The 17010-nt window shown below is 65.3% G+C and carries 16 protein-coding genes and 1 pseudogene; 8 read left to right on the top strand and 9 right to left on the bottom strand.

What is annotated here, in order from left to right:
* Positions 1–8: 8 nt before the first annotated feature.
* The gene (gene menD / locus D3261_RS12175; protein ID WP_120072755.1) at positions 9–1814 is read right to left on the bottom strand and encodes a 2-succinyl-5-enolpyruvyl-6-hydroxy-3-cyclohexene-1-carboxylic-acid synthase; all 1806 of its coding nucleotides are present in this window, start codon (positions 1812–1814) and stop codon (positions 9–11) included.
* A complete protein-coding gene (locus tag D3261_RS12170) occupies positions 1811–3151 on the bottom strand; it encodes an isochorismate synthase MenF (protein WP_120072753.1) in 1341 nt (446 codons plus the stop codon). The genes menD and D3261_RS12170 overlap by 4 nt, the downstream gene beginning before the upstream one ends.
* Before the next feature lie 240 nt (positions 3152–3391).
* Here D3261_RS12170 and D3261_RS12165 point away from each other — a divergent pair, with 240 nt between their 5' ends.
* Positions 3392–3607, top strand: coding sequence for a hypothetical protein (locus D3261_RS12165; protein ID WP_007695659.1), 216 nt, complete (start codon positions 3392–3394; stop codon positions 3605–3607).
* Between the two features lie 85 nt (positions 3608–3692).
* Positions 3693–3971: a UPF0058 family protein gene (locus D3261_RS12160; RefSeq protein WP_120072752.1), complete on the top strand. Its 279-nt coding sequence runs from the start codon at positions 3693–3695 to the stop codon at positions 3969–3971.
* Between the two features lie 304 nt (positions 3972–4275).
* Here the strand turns inward: D3261_RS12160 and D3261_RS12155 are convergent, their stop codons facing one another.
* Genes D3261_RS12155 through D3261_RS12130 form a run of 6 tightly spaced genes read right to left on the bottom strand, consistent with a single transcriptional unit; the run spans position 4276 to position 10230 of the window.
* Complete coding sequence (locus tag D3261_RS12155) at positions 4276–5751, bottom strand: NADH-quinone oxidoreductase subunit N (RefSeq protein ID WP_120072751.1); 1476 nt, start codon at positions 5749–5751, stop codon at positions 4276–4278.
* Positions 5752–7272 carry a NuoM family protein gene (locus tag D3261_RS12150; protein WP_120072750.1) on the bottom strand — a complete coding sequence of 507 codons (1521 nt, stop codon included), beginning with the start codon at positions 7270–7272 and terminating at the stop codon, positions 5752–5754.
* Positions 7273–9270 (bottom strand): NADH-quinone oxidoreductase subunit L, encoded by a 1998-nt coding sequence (gene nuoL / locus D3261_RS12145; protein ID WP_120072749.1) that lies wholly within the window; start codon positions 9268–9270, stop codon positions 7273–7275. It lies immediately after the preceding gene.
* 2 nt (positions 9271–9272) lie between these two features.
* On the bottom strand, positions 9273–9575 hold the full coding sequence (gene nuoK, locus D3261_RS12140) for an NADH-quinone oxidoreductase subunit NuoK (RefSeq protein ID WP_120072748.1): 303 nt from the start codon (positions 9573–9575) through the stop codon (positions 9273–9275).
* On the bottom strand, positions 9575–9970 hold the full coding sequence (locus tag D3261_RS12135; RefSeq protein ID WP_120072747.1) for an NADH-quinone oxidoreductase subunit J: 396 nt from the start codon (positions 9968–9970) through the stop codon (positions 9575–9577). The genes nuoK and D3261_RS12135 overlap by 1 nt, the downstream gene beginning before the upstream one ends.
* The gene (locus tag D3261_RS12130; RefSeq protein ID WP_029601951.1) at positions 9967–10230 is read right to left on the bottom strand and encodes an NADH-quinone oxidoreductase subunit J; all 264 of its coding nucleotides are present in this window, start codon (positions 10228–10230) and stop codon (positions 9967–9969) included. The genes D3261_RS12135 and D3261_RS12130 overlap by 4 nt, the downstream gene beginning before the upstream one ends.
* A 141-nt stretch (positions 10231–10371) precedes the next feature.
* Between D3261_RS12130 and D3261_RS12125 the strand changes: the two genes are divergently transcribed.
* Both D3261_RS12125 and D3261_RS12120 read left to right on the top strand, forming a co-directional pair.
* On the top strand, positions 10372–11169 hold the full coding sequence (locus tag D3261_RS12125) for an RIO1 family regulatory kinase/ATPase (RefSeq protein ID WP_120072855.1): 798 nt from the start codon (positions 10372–10374) through the stop codon (positions 11167–11169).
* Between the two features lie 432 nt (positions 11170–11601).
* On the top strand, positions 11602–12495 hold the full coding sequence (locus tag D3261_RS12120) for a winged helix-turn-helix domain-containing protein (protein ID WP_233553983.1): 894 nt from the start codon (positions 11602–11604) through the stop codon (positions 12493–12495).
* Between the two features lie 18 nt (positions 12496–12513).
* Here D3261_RS12120 and D3261_RS12115 read toward each other — a convergent pair whose 3' ends face one another.
* Positions 12514–13365: a hypothetical protein gene (locus tag D3261_RS12115; RefSeq protein WP_120072746.1), complete on the bottom strand. Its 852-nt coding sequence runs from the start codon at positions 13363–13365 to the stop codon at positions 12514–12516.
* A gap of 168 nt (positions 13366–13533) precedes the next feature.
* Here D3261_RS12115 and D3261_RS21055 point away from each other — a divergent pair, with 168 nt between their 5' ends.
* The 4 genes and pseudogenes from D3261_RS21055 to D3261_RS12105 all read left to right on the top strand — a co-directional run bounded on the left by D3261_RS21055 (position 13534) and on the right by D3261_RS12105 (position 16938).
* Positions 13534–14415, top strand: a complete 882-nt coding sequence (locus D3261_RS21055; protein ID WP_120072745.1) for a twin-arginine translocation signal domain-containing protein — start codon at positions 13534–13536, stop codon at positions 14413–14415.
* 54 nt (positions 14416–14469) lie between these two features.
* Positions 14470–14811 (top strand): hypothetical protein, encoded by a 342-nt coding sequence (locus D3261_RS19775; protein WP_147464972.1) that lies wholly within the window; start codon positions 14470–14472, stop codon positions 14809–14811.
* 46 nt (positions 14812–14857) lie between these two features.
* A pseudogene (locus D3261_RS20715) lies at positions 14858–15086 on the top strand (IS6 family transposase); the annotation flags it as partial.
* Positions 15087–15405: 319 nt separating this feature from the next.
* Positions 15406–16938: an aldehyde dehydrogenase family protein gene (locus tag D3261_RS12105; protein ID WP_120072744.1), complete on the top strand. Its 1533-nt coding sequence runs from the start codon at positions 15406–15408 to the stop codon at positions 16936–16938.
* Positions 16939–17010: the final 72 nt, after the last annotated feature.

Raw genomic sequence — 17010 nt, 5'->3', positions numbered from 1 at the left:
CGACGGGTTCACTCCCCGAAGGCGTCGCAGGCCCGGTCGTGGATCGTCTCCCGGAAGCGGTGGCTGTCCTCGGCATCGAACCGAACCTCGACGACCTGGGTTCCCGGACTCGTGAGCGAGGCACGGTAGGCGTCCCGGAACGTCTCGCGGTCGCCGGTCCGGACGAACTCGACGCCGTAGAGGTCGGCCGTCGGCGCGAAATCGAGTCCGTGCGGGGTTCGGAACTGGTCGGTGAACGGCGGTTCGAAGTCGGCGATCGGGAGCATCCGGAAGATCCCGCCGCCGTCGTTGTTCACGAGCACGACGGTGGCGTCGACGCCGCACCGCGAGAGCGCCAGTAATCCGTTCATGTCGTGATAGTAGGCCAGATCCCCCAGCACGCACACCAGCGGGTCGTCGGTCGCGCTCCCGGCCCCGAGCGCCGACGAGACGATGCCGTCGATGCCGCTCGCGCCGCGATTCCCGAGCATCGTGAGGTCGGCAGCCCGGGGCCGGGCGAAGCGGTCGGCATCGCGGACCGTCATCGAGTTCGAGACGAACACCGTCGCGGGGACCGGCGCGTCGGCGAGAACGTCCCGGAGCACCGTGCCCTCGAAGAACCGCTCGTCGTGGGCCGTATCGACGAGTTCCCAGTACTCCCGTTCGGCCGCGGCGAAGCGCTCGCACCACCGCTCGCTCCCCGTCGCCTCGACCAACGGCGCGAGGTCGTGCGCGAGCCGGTTCGGGTCGGTCGCGAGGAGGTGGTCCGCGGTGAAGGTCGCTTCGCGCCACTCGCCGGCGGGGTCGACGACGAACTGGCGGGTTCCAGACTCGCGGACCGCCTCCCGGAGGAACCCACGGAGCACCTTCGAGGTCGGGGACGCGCCCAGCCGGACAACGACCTCGGGGGCCGGCCAGTTCGGTGCGTCGAGGTACGAGTCGTAGCCGCCACAGATGGGTACGTCGCGATCCGCGAGCTGTGCGTCGAATCGGAGCCCCGAGAGCGGGTCCGCGAGCACCGGGAACCCCGTTGCGGTGGCGAACTCCGTCACTGCATCGGCGTCGAGGGTCGTGCTCGGCCCCGCGACGACGAGCCCGCGCTCGACCGCGAGCGCGTCGGCCACCCGTTCGAGGGAGCCGTCGTCGAGCGTGGGCCGGCCCCTCTCGACCCCGACGAACGGTCCGTCGCGGCCGGTCGCGGCGAGCGGCTCGTCGCGCTCGAAGCCGTCGGGCACGTCGCCCGGTACTGAAACCGGTTCGAGTGGTTTCTCGAAGGGGACGTTGAGGTGGACCGAACCGGGTGGGGTCCCCCGGCTCGTCGCGAACGCGCGCGCGACCGCCACCCGAACCGACCGGAGCTTTCGGCCGTCGACCTCGGGTTCGGGGAGTTCGTGGTACCACCGGACCGCCCCGCCGTAGAGTTTGACCTGGTCCACGGTCTGGTTCGCGCCGCTCTCGCGGAGTTCGGGCGGGCGGTCGGCGGTCAGCACGACCAGTGGGACTCGGGCCTGGTTCGCCTCGATCACGGCGGGGTGGAAGTTCGCGGTCGCGGTGCCGGAGGTCGAGAGCACGGGCGTGGGCTCGCCGGTGCGCTTCGCCCGGCCGAGCGCGAAGAAGGCCGCCGAACGCTCGTCGAGGTGGCTGTAAACCTCGATGCCGGGGTGGTCGGCGAACGCCACCGTCAGCGGTGTCGAGCGACTGCCGGGAGCGATGCAAACCGCCGAAACGCCCGCTTTCGCGAACTCGTCGGCGATAGCGTGGCCCCAGAGCGTGTTACGGTTCGGCCACGGCGGCCCACGGGGTGAGCTGTCCCTACCATCATCGTCGCGGCTCATCGTTCGAGTTCGTCGAGCACGGGCCGGAACTTCGGGCCGAGTTCGGCCCACTCCGCGTCGGGGTCCGAATCCGCGACGATGCCGTCGCCCGCGAAGAGGGTGGCGCGACGGCCGCCCGCGACCGCCGACCGAAGCCCGACCGCGAACTCGCCGTCACCCGCGGCGTCGAACCAGCCGACCGGCGCTGCGTACCAACCGCGGTCGAAGGTCTCGGTCTCGTCGATCACCTCGCGTGCGCGCTCCAGCGGCAACCCGCCGACGGCGGGGGTCGGGTGGAGCGCCTCGACCACGTCGAGAACGTGGGTCTCCTCACGGAGCTCGGCGGTGATCGGCGTCCGGAGGTGCTGGATGTTCGCGAACGCCGCGACCCGGCGCTCGCCGACCGTGACGTCGCCCAGCGGCGCGAGCCGGTCGGCGATCGCCTCGGCGACCAGGGCCTGCTCGTGGACGGTCTTCGCGTCGGTTTCGAGCCCCGCCGCGAGGTCGGCGTCGTCCTCGGGGGTGTCGCCACGCTCGGCCGACCCCGCGAGCGCCTCGGTCTCGACCCGGGAGCCGGTCATCCGGACGAGCCGTTCGGGCGGCGGACCAAAGAAACCGGCGTCGGCGGTCGGCTGAACGAGGAACCGATAACACTCGGGGTAGGTCCGCCGGAACCGTTCGAGCACCGCGGGGAGGTCGATCTCGGTTTCGAGGTCGGCCGCCAGCGCGGTAGCGAGCACCACCTTCCGGAGGTCGCCGGTTCGGATCCGCTCGACGGCGCGTTCGACGCCGGCGGTCCACTCGGCTTTCGTGGTCGTCCGGCGCGTGGCGGCGACGCCGGGCGGACCGCCGCTCGGCGACATCATCGGGAGGTCGGCGACCGATCCCGCCCGTTCGTCGAGGCGTTCCTCGACCGCCTCGGGGGTGGCGTCGGGCCCGTACTCGGTGACGCTCAACCACGTCCGGCCGTCGGCCCTCGTGAGTTGCACTTCGGGGAGAAAGAACTCCGCCGCTGGAAAGCCTTCCCACGGCGGGGTGGGAGCGTGGTCCGCGTCGAACGCGATGCCGCCGACGACGCGCGGGCGGGCCGCGGGCGGCCCCGTCGCGTCGACGGTCTCGAACAGCCGTGTCGCGTCCTCGCGGAGTGAATCGAAACGGTCGTCCCCCTCGGCGCTGACGACCGCCGCCGCGCCGCCGCCGGCGAGTTCGAGCCCGTCGGGGGTCGCCCACGCCACCCGCGGCACCGACGCGGTCTCCAGAAACGCACGGAACGAGCGGTCGGCCACCTCGCGGGTTCGGCTCACCAGCCGGCCGCCATCGACCCCTGATGGACGGGCCTCGTTTCCTGCCTGTGCCATTACGAACGGTTCGAGCGGCGGGTTCTTGAGCGTGTCCTTCGGGGATATCGAGCGCGAACGACCCCGGGTCGCGAACCCGGTGGGCGTCGAGCGGGCCCGGGCGAACGCGACCCGACATCGAACCGGGATCGAACGATCCGAAAATAATTCTTCCCGAAAGCCGTCCCGAGAGTTCCCACAGCGGCAAGCGATCTTGCCGTCAGCGTTAAATACCCCTCTGCCGAAGCCCGATGTGTTCCGATGGCCAAGGTAGAGATAACCGTCCCCGAGCAGCTCGAAATGCAGATCGCACGAATGGTGGAGGAGGGAGAGTTCCTCAACCGGCAAGAAGCCGTCGAGGACCTCCTCTCGGCCGGAATGCGCGCCTATCAGACGAGCGGCCCGATGGACGACGAGGACGAACCGGGGCTCGAAGACGACGGCATGATGGGCCACGACGACGAGTACGTCTTCTGACCCGCCACTCCGGGCCAGGACCGCTCGTCCGGCGGCCGCACCGCGGGGAGAACTGTTAAACCGACCGCTCCCGTTTCCGCCGAACATGCACAAGGAAGAACTCCTCGAACTCCACGAGCAGATGGTGAACATCACGGAGTTCGTCAACAACCGCGACGACGTCGACCCCGAGCTGTTCGAGACCTACGAGAAACTCGGCGTCACCCCCGACGACGTCCACAAGTCCAAAAGCGAGCACAAACACGCCGTTTTCATCCTCGGCAACGCGCTCGCCGAGGCCATGAGCGACGACGAGTTCTCCGACGCCGGTCGGATCGGCAAGCGGATGCGCGAACTCGCGAACGACGCCGAACGCAAGCTGTAACGCCCCACTTTTTTCGACGGGGGCATCGCTCGCCTTCGGCTCGCTCAACCCCCGCCCAAAAACCTGGACTAAAAAAGGCCGCTCGTTCGGCCTCCGGCCTCACTCGCGGTACAATTGCTGACGGCACCGCACCCGCACAGCACCGCCTCCGCCGAAGCCCTCGCTCACTTCGTTCGCTCGCCCTTCATCCGCCAGGTCACGCGACCCCCTCCGCGACAGCGCCGCACCACGACCGCACCCGCACCGCGGCCGCGGTGCTCGTGCGGCCTCTATCTCGGGAAAGCGAAAATCGAGAAAGCAGTCGTTAGAACAGCGCCGCGGCGGCGTCCACGGCGGGACCGGTGACGAAGCCGAAGGCGGGGATCAGGAGCACCGTGACGACCGCGGCGGCGACCACGGCGGTGTAGAGCCCCACCGGATAGCTCTCGATCCTGAGGCTCTCGTTCGCGTCGCCACCCCAGATGGCGCGGAGCACGCGGGTGTAGTAGTAGAGCGACAGCGCGCTGTTGACGACCCCGACGGCGGCGAGCCACCAGTAGCCCGCGTCGACCGCCGCGCCGAAGAGGAAGTACTTCGAGAAGAACCCGGCTCCGAGCGGGATCCCCGCGAGGCTCAGCATGAACACGGTCATCGCCGCACAGGCTACCGGGGCCTTCGACCCGAGGCCCGCGTAGTCCTCGAAGGTCCGCCCGACGCCCCAGCGTTCGGCCAGCGCGACGAACAGGAACGCGCCGGTGTTCATGAAGCCGTAGACCAGCAGGTGGCTCATCCCCATCCCGAGCACGAGGGCGTCGCTGCCGCCACCGAGGGCCGCGAGCGCAATGAGGACGTAGCCCGCCTGGCCGACCGAGGAGTACGCCAGCATCCGCTTGACGTTCTCCTGGGTCGCGGCGGCGAAGTTCCCGACCGTCATCGTCACCACCGCGAGCACCTGGAAGGCCAGCACCCAGTCCACGTCGGTGAGGATGTCGAAGCCGAACGCGACCGTGAAGACCCGGAAGGCGACGACGAAGCCCGCGGCCTTCGACCCCGACGAGAGGAACGCCGAGATCGGCGTCGGCGCGCCCTCGTAGGCCTCGGGAGCCCAGAAGTGGAAGGGAACGCTCGCGGTCTTGAACGCGAACCCGCCGAGCACCATCAGCACGCCGACGCCGAGCAGCCCGGTGTGAGGCGTGTCGACGACGTTCTCGGCCACGGTGTCGAACAGGAGTCCGCCGGTGACGCCGTAGATCAGGCTGATGCCGTAGAGCAGTATCGCCGAGGAGACCGCCCCGACGAGGAAGTACTTCAGGCTCGCCTCGACGCTGCCCTCGTTCTCCTTCAGGAACGCAACGAGCGCGTACGAGGCGAGCGAGAGGAGTTCGAAGCTCACGAACGCCGTGGCGAGGCTGGCCGAGCTCGCGAGCAGACACATCCCGGCGGTCGCGAGCAGAACGAGCGCGTAGTACTCGGCCTGTTCGGACTGGCCGGCGAGGTAGTCGTAGCTCGCGAGCGTGACGAGCGCCGCGACGCTCGCGAAGATCACGCTGAAGAACAGACTCATCCCGTCGACGACGAGCTGGCCGCCGAAGAGGGTCAACCCCTCACCGCTCGCCATCCCGGAGACGAGGACCGCGCCGGCGGCGGCGAGCGCGGCCACCGTCCCGAGGAGCGTCGTGCCCGCCAGCAGCGCCCGGTCGTTCGAGCGCGGCTTGACGGTGTCGATGACGAACACCACGAGCGCCGTGAGCGTGAGCGCGAGCGCGGGCGCGAGGCCGACCCAGTCGGGGAGGGGAGCCATCTACAGCCCACCTCCCAGAAGCGGACCGACCGCGTCCGCGATCATCGAGAAGACCAGCGAGGGCGCACTGCCGAGCACGATCACGCACGCGACGAGCACCACGAGCGGCGCGAGGTCGTGGACCGCCGCCCGTCGGACCGTCGAGTCCCCGTCGACCCGGAACTCGCCGAACAGCGCCCGCTGCATCGCGAAGAGCAGGTAGCCCGCCACGAGCACGATGCCGAACATCGCGACCGCGGTGAATATGGGGGATCCGGGGAACGAATCGAACGCACCCTGGAAGATGAAGTACTCGCCCATGAAGCCGGACATGAAGGGCAGACCCATGTAGCCGAAACAGCCCGCGACGAACGCCGCCGCGGTGACCGGCATCCGGTCCGCGAGCCCCGCCATGTCGCCGACCATCCGGGTGCCGGTCGCGCTGTAAATCACGCCGACACAGGCGAACAGCAGCCCCGAGAGCAGACCGTGCGAGACCATCTGGAAGGTCGCGCCCGAGAGGCCGTAGGGCGTGTAGGCGACGAGTCCGAGGAGCACGAAGCCCATCGAGGGGAGTGAGGAGTAGGCCACGATCCGCTTCAGGTCGTGCTGTGAGAGCGCCAACAGCGCCCCGTAGATCACGGTGACGACCGCGAACAGCGCGATCACCTGGGCGTACTGCTCGACGATGTCGGGCAGCATCGTGAAGTTGAACCGGAGCATGGCGTAGGTCCCCATCTTCGTGACGACGCCCGCGAGCACCACCGTCACCGGGGTCGGCGACTCGGTGTACGCGTCGGGGAGCCAGGTGTGGAAGGGCACCACCGCCATCTTCATCCCGAACCCGAAGAACATCGCGGCGAACGCTGCGAGCCGGAGGGTTCCCGCACCGACGCCGCCGAGCGCCCCGAGCTCACCCGCGCGGAGCGCCTGCGTGATCGCGGGGAGGTCGAGGCTCGTCACCGAGTCCCCGAGACCGAACACCAGCGCCGTGAACCCGATGAACATCACGAGGGTGGCGACGTTGGTATAGACGAAGAACTTGATCGCGGCGTACTCCCGCCGGGGGCCGCCCCAGACCGTGATGAGGAGGTAGACCGGGACGAGCACCGCCTCCCAGAACACGAGGAAGGCGAAGAAGTCCAGCGTGCTGAACACGCCCACCAGCCCCGCTTCGAGGAAGAGGAGGAGCGCGTAGAAGCCCGAGCGCTGGCGGTCGATCGGCGTCCAGCCGGTGACGATGGCGAGGCTTGTGAGAACCGTCGAGAGCACCACGAGCGGCATGCTGATGCCGTCGAGACCGACGTGCCAGTTGACGGCGTACTGGCCGAGCGAGATCCACTCGACGTTCGTCTCGTAAGCGAGCTGGCCACCCTGGAGGAAGGCGTTGCCCGAGCCGTCGAAGCCGTACCAGAGCACGAAGCTCGTCACCAGCGGGAAGAGGCTCGCGACGAACCCGCCGAACGGCGCGTACTCGTCCGGCAGGAGGAAGACGACCAGCGCGCCGAGGAGACAGAGCGCGATCAGGAGTTCGATCAGCACTCAGAACCACCCCCCGAGCAGGCCGAAGGCCACCAGTAGGACCACGAGCCCGAGCGAGAGCAGCGCGGCGTAGTTGGTGACGACCCCCGTCTGGAGGCGTTTGATGCGGTCCCCGGAGAAGAGGCTGAGGCTCGATACGCCGTTGACGACGCCGTCGACGACGCCGTTGTCGAAGGTGCTGACCGCGCGGGCGGCGCGGGCGGTGCCGTTCGCGAGCCAGACCTGGTACTCGTCCTGGTAGTAGTTGTGCATGAGGAGGGGTTTGAGCGCGCCGAGGCGGTCGGTGTGGGACCGCGGGGAACGACCGCTGTAGAGGGCGTAGGCGAGTCCCGCGCCGGCGAGCGCGACCACCAGCGAGACGACCGCGGCGAGCAGCGACGAGACCGACGCACCGTAGCCGGCGAACTCCTCGACGAGTTCGTAGTAGTGCTCGCCGGTGGCGTCCCCGACACCGTGGGCGAGCCAGTGTTCGAGGTACGTGATGTCGAGGTTCAGGGCCTCGGCGACGGGCAGCATGTTGACGAAGCCGGCGACGACCGCGAGCACGCCGAGCACCACGAGCGGGGCCTTCACGCTCCAGCCGACGCCGTGGGCGTTCCGGGCGGCGTCGCTCCGCGGCTCGCCGTGGAACGTGAGCAGTACCATCCGGATCGTATAGAAGCCGGTGACGAACACCGCGATCAGCCCGAAGGCGTAGGCGACGAGGAGCACGGGCGAGCTCAGCCCGGCCGAGAGCGCCTCGTAGAGCACCTCGTCCTTCGACCAGAAGCCCGCGAACGGGAAGATCCCCGCGAGCGCGAGCGAGGCCGCCACGAAGGTCCAGTAGGTCGTCGGGAGGCGGTCCTTGAGCCCGCCGAGGTCCCACATGTCCTGGGTGTGGTGGGTCGCGATGATCACCGAGCCGGCCCCGAGGAACAGCAGCGCCTTGAAGAAGGCGTGGGTCATGAGGTGGAAGACCGCGGCGGTGTAGCCGCCCGCGCCGAGCGCGAGGGTCATGTAGCCATACTGCGAGATGGTGGAGTAGGCGAGCACCTGCTTGATGTCGCGTTTGACGACGGCCATCGACGCCGCGAAGAGGGCAGTAAAACCGCCGACGAACGCGATGACCGCGAGCACCGTCGGCAGGAGCGCGTAGAAGCCGTACATCCGGGCGACGAGGTAGACCCCGGCGGCCACCATCGTCGCGGCGTGGATAAGCGCCGAGACCGGCGTGGGGCCCTCCATCGCGTCGGGGAGCCAGGTGTGGAGCGGGAACTGGGCGGACTTCCCGATCACGCCACCCAGCACGAGCAGCCCGAGTATCGAGAACCAGCCGGCGGGCGAGAGGCCGAAGGTCGTGAGGTTCGCTGCCTCACCGGAGAGGGCCTGTTCGGCGAGCACCGGGAAGCTCCCCTGCCCGGCGAACGACGCCGTCCCGAAGGTGGCGAGGATGCCCACGAGGCCGACGAGGAGGAAGTAGTCGCCGAAGCGCGTGACGAGGAAGGCCTTCTTCGCGGCGCTCGCGGGCGCGTCGCGCTTGAACCAGTGGCCGATCAGGAGCCACGAGCAGAAGCCGACCATCTCGAAGAACATGAACGCCATGAACAGGTTGTCGGCCATCACGAAGCCGAGCATGCTCGCGGTGAAGAGACCGAGCCCGGCGTAGTAGCGCGGGATGCCGGTCTCGTTCTCGTCGTTCATGAAGCCGAGGCTGAAGACGTGGACGAGGAAGGAGACCAGCGAGACGATGAGGAGCATCAGCGCCGCGAGCGGGTCGATCAGGACCCCCAGGTGGAGGTCGAACCCGCCGGTGGCGGCGAAGGTGTAGAGCCGGGTGTTGACCGTCGCGCCGCCGGCGACCGCGAGCGCGGTCCACGCCGAGAGGACCAGCGAACCGGCGGTGGCGATGATGCCGGCGAGCGCACCCTTCTTCGGGAGGACGCGGCCGGCGAACAGCGCGATCACGAACGAGACGAGCGGGAGGACCGCTATCGCGGGTGCGTAGTCGAGTGCCGCCATTGTTACCACCTCATGGTCGTTGCTTCGGTGACGTCGACGCCACGGAAGTTACGGTAGAGTACGAGCACGATGCCGATGCCGACGGCGACCTCCGCCGCCGCAAGCGCGATCACGAACAGGCTGAACACCTGGCCGGTGAGGTTGCCGTGTTGGAACGAGAAGGCGACGAGGTTGATGTTGCCCGCGGTGAGCATGAGTTCGACGCACATCAGGTACAACAGGGCGTTCCGGCGGGTGAGGATACCGAAGAGCCCGATACAGAACAGCCCCGCAGAGAGCAGGAGGTAGTATTCGACGGGGACCATCAGTCCTCACCCCCGTCGGGACGGACCGGCGAGCGCTGGGGGTCCCGTTCGTCGGCGTCGCCCGACTCGTCGGGGTCGGTCCGAAAGCGGAGCGCGCCGGCGATCCGGCCGTCGGCTTCGGTCTTCGCGAGCATCACCGCCGCGTCGAGGGCGACGTCGAGAACGAGCGCGATGATGATGAACGTCGCGAGGAAGCCTTCGGCGGGGTAGGCTCCCGCGTCGAAGTTGAACAGGGCGTAGCCGATCGAGGCGGTGACCGACCCGCCACCCGGAAAGCCCGCGGGGGCGGGGAACGACTCGGTGAGAACGGTCACGGCGAGCACGACGAACAGCGCGACCGCGACGAGGCCGGGCAGGAGATGCCGGCCGAGCTTGAGGTGGGGACGGGTGGTCACGAGGTCGCCTCCGTCGCGTCGTCGGTGCGGGTGAGCATCACGGCGAACGAGATGAGGATCAACACGCCGCCGACGTAGACCAGGATCTGCATCGCGGCGAGGAACTCCGCGCTCATCATGATGTAGTGGATGGCGACGCTCAACAGCGCCGCCCCGAGCATCAACGCGGAGTGCCAGACGTCCTCCATCAGGACGACGCCGAGGGCACTGAGAACCGTGACGAGCGCGAACAGCGCGAACGCGACCGTCTCGTACGGGATGGCCATTGTGCTTCTTCGTATGGGATGATGTTTGAAGGTTTCGAGAAACGATCACGGAACTACCCGAGACGGGCGACAGCCGACGACGAGCGTCGACACGCGTGGGGACGGACTCAAATGGGGCGAGACCCTCGTGCCGGTGTGGCCTTTCGTCGATTCGTTCGCGGGCGAGTGGAGTGGTCGGCCCTCGAAGCCGTCTGTCGCGAGGTCGCGGCCCGGTACGACCAGCGGGTCGCGCGCGTCGTCTTCCTCGAAACAGACAACTGGCTCTCGACGCCCTGCGTGGTCAACGACCGTTGGTTCGTGAAGGTCCTCAGCCCACGGAACGCGCTGGTCCACGGCCTCTTCACCACCGGCCGGAACCTGGGGATGTTCTCGAGCGGCACCGAGGGCTTCTTCGAGCGCTTCGAGAACCCCGTCGAGATGGCCGAACACGAACTCAGCGCCACCCGGCGGATCCGCGAGATCGGGCTCAACGCACCCGAACCCCTCGAAGCGTTCGCCCACGGCGAGTTCGGCGTGCTCGTGCTCGAGTACCTCCCCGAGTTCCGGACCATCGGGGACCTCCCGCCGGCCGAAGTGCGGGAGGTCGCCTCGGAGTTCTTCGCGGCGCTGGCCCGGATGCACGACGCGGGCCTCGGCCACGGCGACCTCCGGGCGGAGAACGTCCTCGTGGCCGACGGGGAGCTCTACTTCATCGACGCGACCAGCCTCCGTGGGTCCGGGGCCGCCGACGCCAGAGCCTACGACCTCGCGTGCGGCCTCGCGGCGCTCGAACCCACGATCGGCGCGCGCAGGGCGGTCGACGCCGCCGCGCGCCACTACGCGACCGACGACCTCCTCGCCGCCCGCGACTTCGTGAGCTTCATCGACATGCGTCCGGACCACGACTTCGACGCCACGCTCCTCCGGGGCGAGATCGAAAAACGCGCGGCGTAGGTCGGCACGTCTCGCTCCTCCCGACGCACTCCGTCAGTAGTGGTCACACGGGATAGGTTCACACAACTTCGTGTGTTCTCGTGCGACCACAGAGGGAGGAGGTTGTGCGTCAAGAAGAGCGACATCCTGATTCTGCACACGAGCCTCGTCATCAAGCGCGAATGATGGGCAAAATCAGCGCTGAACCCTCCAGCTTCGTGTCCGCGAACAGGGATCAGTCAGACAGATGCACGACGAACGGCGGGTCACAGCCGATTGAGTGATCCGGGAATAACGCCTTTTGCGTGCTCAATAGTGCCGGCCGTTCACGTGGAGACGTGGCTCGTCCGTGGCGGTTGTCCGTACATCCAGTCATTCGTGGTGAGCCGCTAATTGCCTGGGCATGTAAGTCACGTACCGATACGAGCGTCTGTAGCCGACAGTCGTGATCTGATGTCGTTTGAGTCGACGCAAGCTCCGAAAACTTTTTCCTCTAGAATCAAAGAAACAAAGGCGCAGACGATGAGCGAGTCCCGTGAAATCATTGAATGCCTCTGTAACTCGCCTCAGCGGCTCGAAATACTCGACGTGCTCGGTGACGCACGGATGGACGTTCGTGAGGTGATGGAGGCGCTAGACAGCCCTCGATCTACCGTCCAACGTAACCTCTCTGTTCTGGAAAGACAGGGTTGGGTTGAGAGGACAAGCTCCGGATATACGGCAACTACCGTCGGTGACCTCCTCTGTAGGGAGTTCGTAGAGATGGGCGAGACAGCCTCCAAAATCGAACGCATGGCTCCGTTCTTGAACACGGCGAATGCACCCGGGGAGGTTGCTGTCAACCGATTGAGTGACGTGTTCGTAACGACACCCGATCCAACTCGGCCGTACGCTCCGAGGAAGCGACTGTTGGAGATTTTCGGGGAGGAGGTCGATCGCGTCCGGGGGCTTTTGCCGGTTGTCTCCTTCGTATCGGTCGAGGAGGCCCGTCGTGCGGATGCTGACGGCGAACCCAATGGTGAGTACGTCGTCTCGTCAGCTGTATTCGATGCGCTTCACGATCAGTACGCCGGCGAGGGTGTTGACGGGGCGGAGATAGACCCGCCTGCTCATATCGATGTTTGGGTGTATGACGGCGATCTTCCGTACGGGCTGTTCGTCTCCGATGACGCACTCGCGCTCGCTGCCTACGACGAGTTCGGTCGGATGCAAGTGCTAGTCGAATCGACTAGCGAGACGGCCATCAAATGGGGGAAGCGAGTCTATGAGGCGTACAGACGTCAGTCCACCCCGCCCTCCAAGGCAGCTACTCCGTCGGTAGCGGGCGATAGGGAACTGGTCGAGTAGTCCCAGTCCCTTACCGGTTTAGACAGTAGCTTGGGCGGATCGATCTGGCCGCTGAGAGGCGTCATCCACGGCAGTTTCATCCCACTCCATTTCGAATAGGCGAGCATCGCACTCCTGACAGGCCGAGGCGATCACATCATAGGACCGACAACACGATTCGACGACCTCCTCCTCTACCCGTACGGGACCGTCGCAGTCGGGGCATCGTTCGATAAAGATACGCAGGCTCATCAGGACGCGCGCGGTCTCGGCGGGAGCGAGGTTCTGCCAGTCGGGGAGACGTTCGCTGAGTTCGGTTGCAGCGGCGACGTCAGCGATGACGGCAGCGCGTGAACTCCACTGGCCGACGACGGCATCATCGGTGTGGGCGACGAACGCCTCGTCGTGTTGATCGACCGCGATTTGATCGTCGGTGGTTGAGACGTTGAGCGCATCGGCGAGATGGTGCTCGCTGAGATCGTGTGCGCGGGTAGTGTGGATGCGTTCGCGCCACGCTTGCTGGAAATCGGCGGTGAGACAGAGGTCGGTGCCCTCTCGACAGGGTTCGACTGCGTCGGCGTCGAGGAGTACCCGTTCGGGATCGATTTCAACGGCTTCGTCGGCCATTGGTGTCGCGGAGTCCTTGTCGAACCATCGGAGAACACGGTCGGGGAAGTAGCGTTTCGTGAGCGCGGGTGTGCCGGGAACGAGATAGCCGCGGAGGTAGATGGTTCCGAGCGAGAGGGTAAATATGCCGGCTCCGAGGACGGTTGAGGCAACGGCGACGAGGGCGCTCGTACCGGCAGCGATAGCAATATTGACGGCGGTACAGGGGACGCAGCGGTTTTCGCCGGTGTATTCGGGCTGGCGAAAGCGATCAACGAGTGACATTGCGACGGGGTACAGACGCGGTGGATTTCACCTTACCTGCTGGGCAGATGCCCACTGAATAGGTAATCACCCAGTGGGTGGGCAAATACCCACTAGGTGAACATTTGCCCACTAGATTGGCAACTACCAACCCATTGGGTTGGCGATTACCCACGCAGTAAGGTGAAAATGGGTGCGGGAGTGGGTCGAACTGCGATGCCTGAACGACATGAGGCGAATGAGACAGCAGAGACCAAGAATCACACTGGAGTGAATCGTCGTCGATTCGTCAAGGCTCTTGGTGTGACTGGAGGTACCGCTATCGCTGGAAGCGTGTTCTCTTCATCGGCAATGGCTGCTGAGCCTTCCCGACCTTCGGTCAAAAGTAGTGAGCCGGTTACTGGTAGTGACTTAGGGCAGCTAATAAGTGAGACCAAGAGCCAGGATGATGTTACGAATGTAATGAATACACAGATGCGAGAGACTATACAGAGTGGAGTTGCTTTGGAGGTGGCCCCTAGTGAGCAATCCGGGCACATTGTTTCAAAAAACATCTCAAGCCACACAAGTGCGAGCGACGTCGATAGTTTAGCTGAAGATGACCTCCTTGTCTCCGCTGTTGAGCACACCCTTGAGGATGGAAATAAGATGACGACGGTGGCACTTGGAAATAATGATAACCTCATAACTCGGCAGAAATATGAGAAGGTAACGAATAGCATAAAAGATATGGCTGTCTTGTGGAATATTGTTGGCGAAAACGTAGAAGACATGATGTTGGTTTCCAACAGCTCTAGTTTTAATGGCACTCCAACTGAGTCATTAGCGGAAATTAGTGCTAGTGCTTGTAAGTGTAACCCAGCTCCTGCACCGGAGAAGGGCAAACATCGACGTGTTTGTAAGGCAGTACGTGTGAACTGTATACTATCTAGTTGTGGTGGAGCGTGCTTTTGGTGTAGTGCTCTCGGTCCAGCTGCGTGTTTGACCTGTGCGGCTGGTGCATGTGGTTATCTCATTGGAACCTGCTGTTCCCGTTGGAAAAGAGAGTGTACCGGGTGCCCCTCCGTTTAATAAGTACTGTTTTATGGGAAAGATTGATTAGAACTAATCGAGATGGTACGTATAATGGCCAAAAATTCATTCCCTGCACTCACAGCAGTGTTCAGCCGTGAGTATACCCTCAAAGATCGGATCGATCATAATCAACTCAATATTCTCTCTACTGTGTTGATTGGATTGAGTCAGCTACCTCTAGCGTTCTCTTTCCCAGCGCAGTCGCTCTGGCCACGCTTTGTTATTTTATGTGGTGGTAGTTTGTTAGTCGGAATTGGTATTAGTGCGTATATAGGCGAAGGAATTCTCCAAGATGGTGGTGAGAGTGATGAAGAGAAGTGGATGAGTTCGGTTATCATTTTAATCTTCGCAATCAGTGTGGTTGTTGCTGCTATTTCTGTTGCTGTCGCATAACGGCGCTGTCTAGTTAAGAGCGAGCAGGCCGAGGAGCTGGTTGTTCATGCCACTCAACGACCTACTCGGTGAGGCATTCGAGACGGAAGATACTCACTGTTGGGACCGGGAGCGGACGGCGAACGCCCATTCGGGCGTTCGCCGTCCGCCTGCATTCAGCGGGACTCTCGCTGCGGGAGACGGTAGCGATCCTTGATCTTCTCGACGTTGATCAGTCACACGGAACGGTCGGGGACTGGACGCACCGCCTTGCTGAGACCCAAGCAGACCCGCCTTCCCGAGCGCGTGTTCTCGCCAAGTAACTCGCCGACGTCGTCGTAGAGATCGGTTCGCCATGCATGCTTCCCGCTGGTTTCAATTTTCATGCCGCCGAATTTTGCACATCGAGCACGACCAAACGGGAGGCGTTCAGGGGCGGCTTCGGGGAAGCGTGGTTGCGGGAGTGGTCGAAGCGCTCGAATCGTATATCGAGCCTGGACGGAGTGCGTGATGGGCCGGACGGATCGCCGTCTGTTCACCGGCCGTGCGAGCGCCGAGGCCGACTGACCCACACAGCGCGGTGTTTTTGTACCCCGGCCGCGCAATTCTTGCCGTATGAGTCAACAAGTCGCGGAGCCGTTCGAGCAGTACATCGACGGCGAGTGGACCGAGGGGACCGGCGAGGAGACCTTCGAGAGCACGAACCCGGCGACGGGCGAGACGCTCGGCGAGTTCCAACGGGGCACCGACGCGGACGTCGACCGCGCGCTCGCGGCCGCCGACGACGCCTTCGAGGAGTGGGCCGCGCTCTCGTACACCGACCGGGCCGAGTACCTCTGGGAGATCTACAACGAGCTCAAGGAGCGCCACGAGGAGCTCGGCGAAATCGTCACCAAGGAGTGCGGCAAGGAGATCTCGGAAGGGAAAGCCGACGTCAACGAGGCCTGGGACATGGTCGAGTGGGCCGCCGCCGACGCCCGCCGTCCCCACGGCGACGTCGTCCCCTCAGAGATCGCGGGTAAGGACGCCTACATGCGCCGGAAACCGAGGGGCGTGGTCGGCTGCATCACGCCGTGGAACTTCCCGGTCGCGATCCCCTTCTGGCACATGGCGGTCTCGCTGGTCGAGGGCAACACCGTGGTGTGGAAACCCGCCGAGCAGACCCCGTGGTGCGGCCAGATCATCGCCGAGATGTTCGAGAGCACGGGGATACCGGACGGCGTCTTCAACATGGTTCAGGGCTACGGCGACGCCGGCGAGGCCATCGTCGAGGACGAGCGCGTCGCGACGGTGCTGTTCACCGGGTCGGCCGAGGTCGGCCACGAGATCGCCGGCAAGGTCGGCGGCGAGCCCGGCAAGCTCGCGGCGTGTGAGATGGGCGGCAAGAACGGGATCGTCGTGACGAGCGAGGCCGACCTCGACGTCGCGGTCCACTCGGCGGTGATGAGTTCGTTCAAGACCACCGGCCAGCGGTGTGTCTCCGCCGAGCGGATCATCGTCCACGAGGACCTCTACGACGAGTTCAAGGACCGCTTCGTCGAGACCGCGAAGAACGTCTCGGTCGGCGACCCTCTCAACGAGGAGACGTTCATGGGGCCGCTGATCGAAGGCGAACACAGGGAGAAGGTCACGGGCTACAACGACCTCGCACACGAGGAGGACGTCGAGGTGCTGGTCGACCGGACCGAACTCGATAGTAGCGAGATCCCCGACGGCCACGAGGACGGCCACTGGGTCGGACCGTTCGTCTACGAGGCCGACCACGAGGCGGACCTGCGGGTCACGAAGGAGGAGGTCTTCGGTCCCCACGTCGCGCTCATGCCCTACGCGGGCGACATCGAGAAAGCCGTCGAGATCCACAACGACACCGAGTACGGGCTGGCGGGGGCGATCATCTCGGAGGACTACCGCGAGATCAACTACTTCCGCGACAACGCCGAGATCGGGCTGGCCTACGGCAACCTCCCGTGTATCGGCGCGGAGATCCAGCTCCCGTTCGGCGGCGTGAAGAAGTCCGGCAACGGCTACCCGAGCGCGCGAGAGGTCATCGAGGCCGTCACCGAGCGCACCGCGTGGACGCTCAACAACGCCGACGGGATCGAGATGGCCCAGGGGCTCTCGGCGGACATCCTGACCGACGACGACTGAGCTACACGGGGCTGGAGAGCAGTTCTCGAAAACGGAGCACGAAAGGGGGGGGGGACGAGGAGCGAGTGGACG

Source organism: Halococcus sp. IIIV-5B (genome assembly GCF_003602035.1).
GTDB classification, from domain to species: Archaea; Halobacteriota; Halobacteria; order Halobacteriales; family Halococcaceae; genus Halococcus; species Halococcus salsus.
Note: the sequence above shows the minus strand (reverse complement) of the source record. Positions and strands in the feature narration are given on the sequence as shown.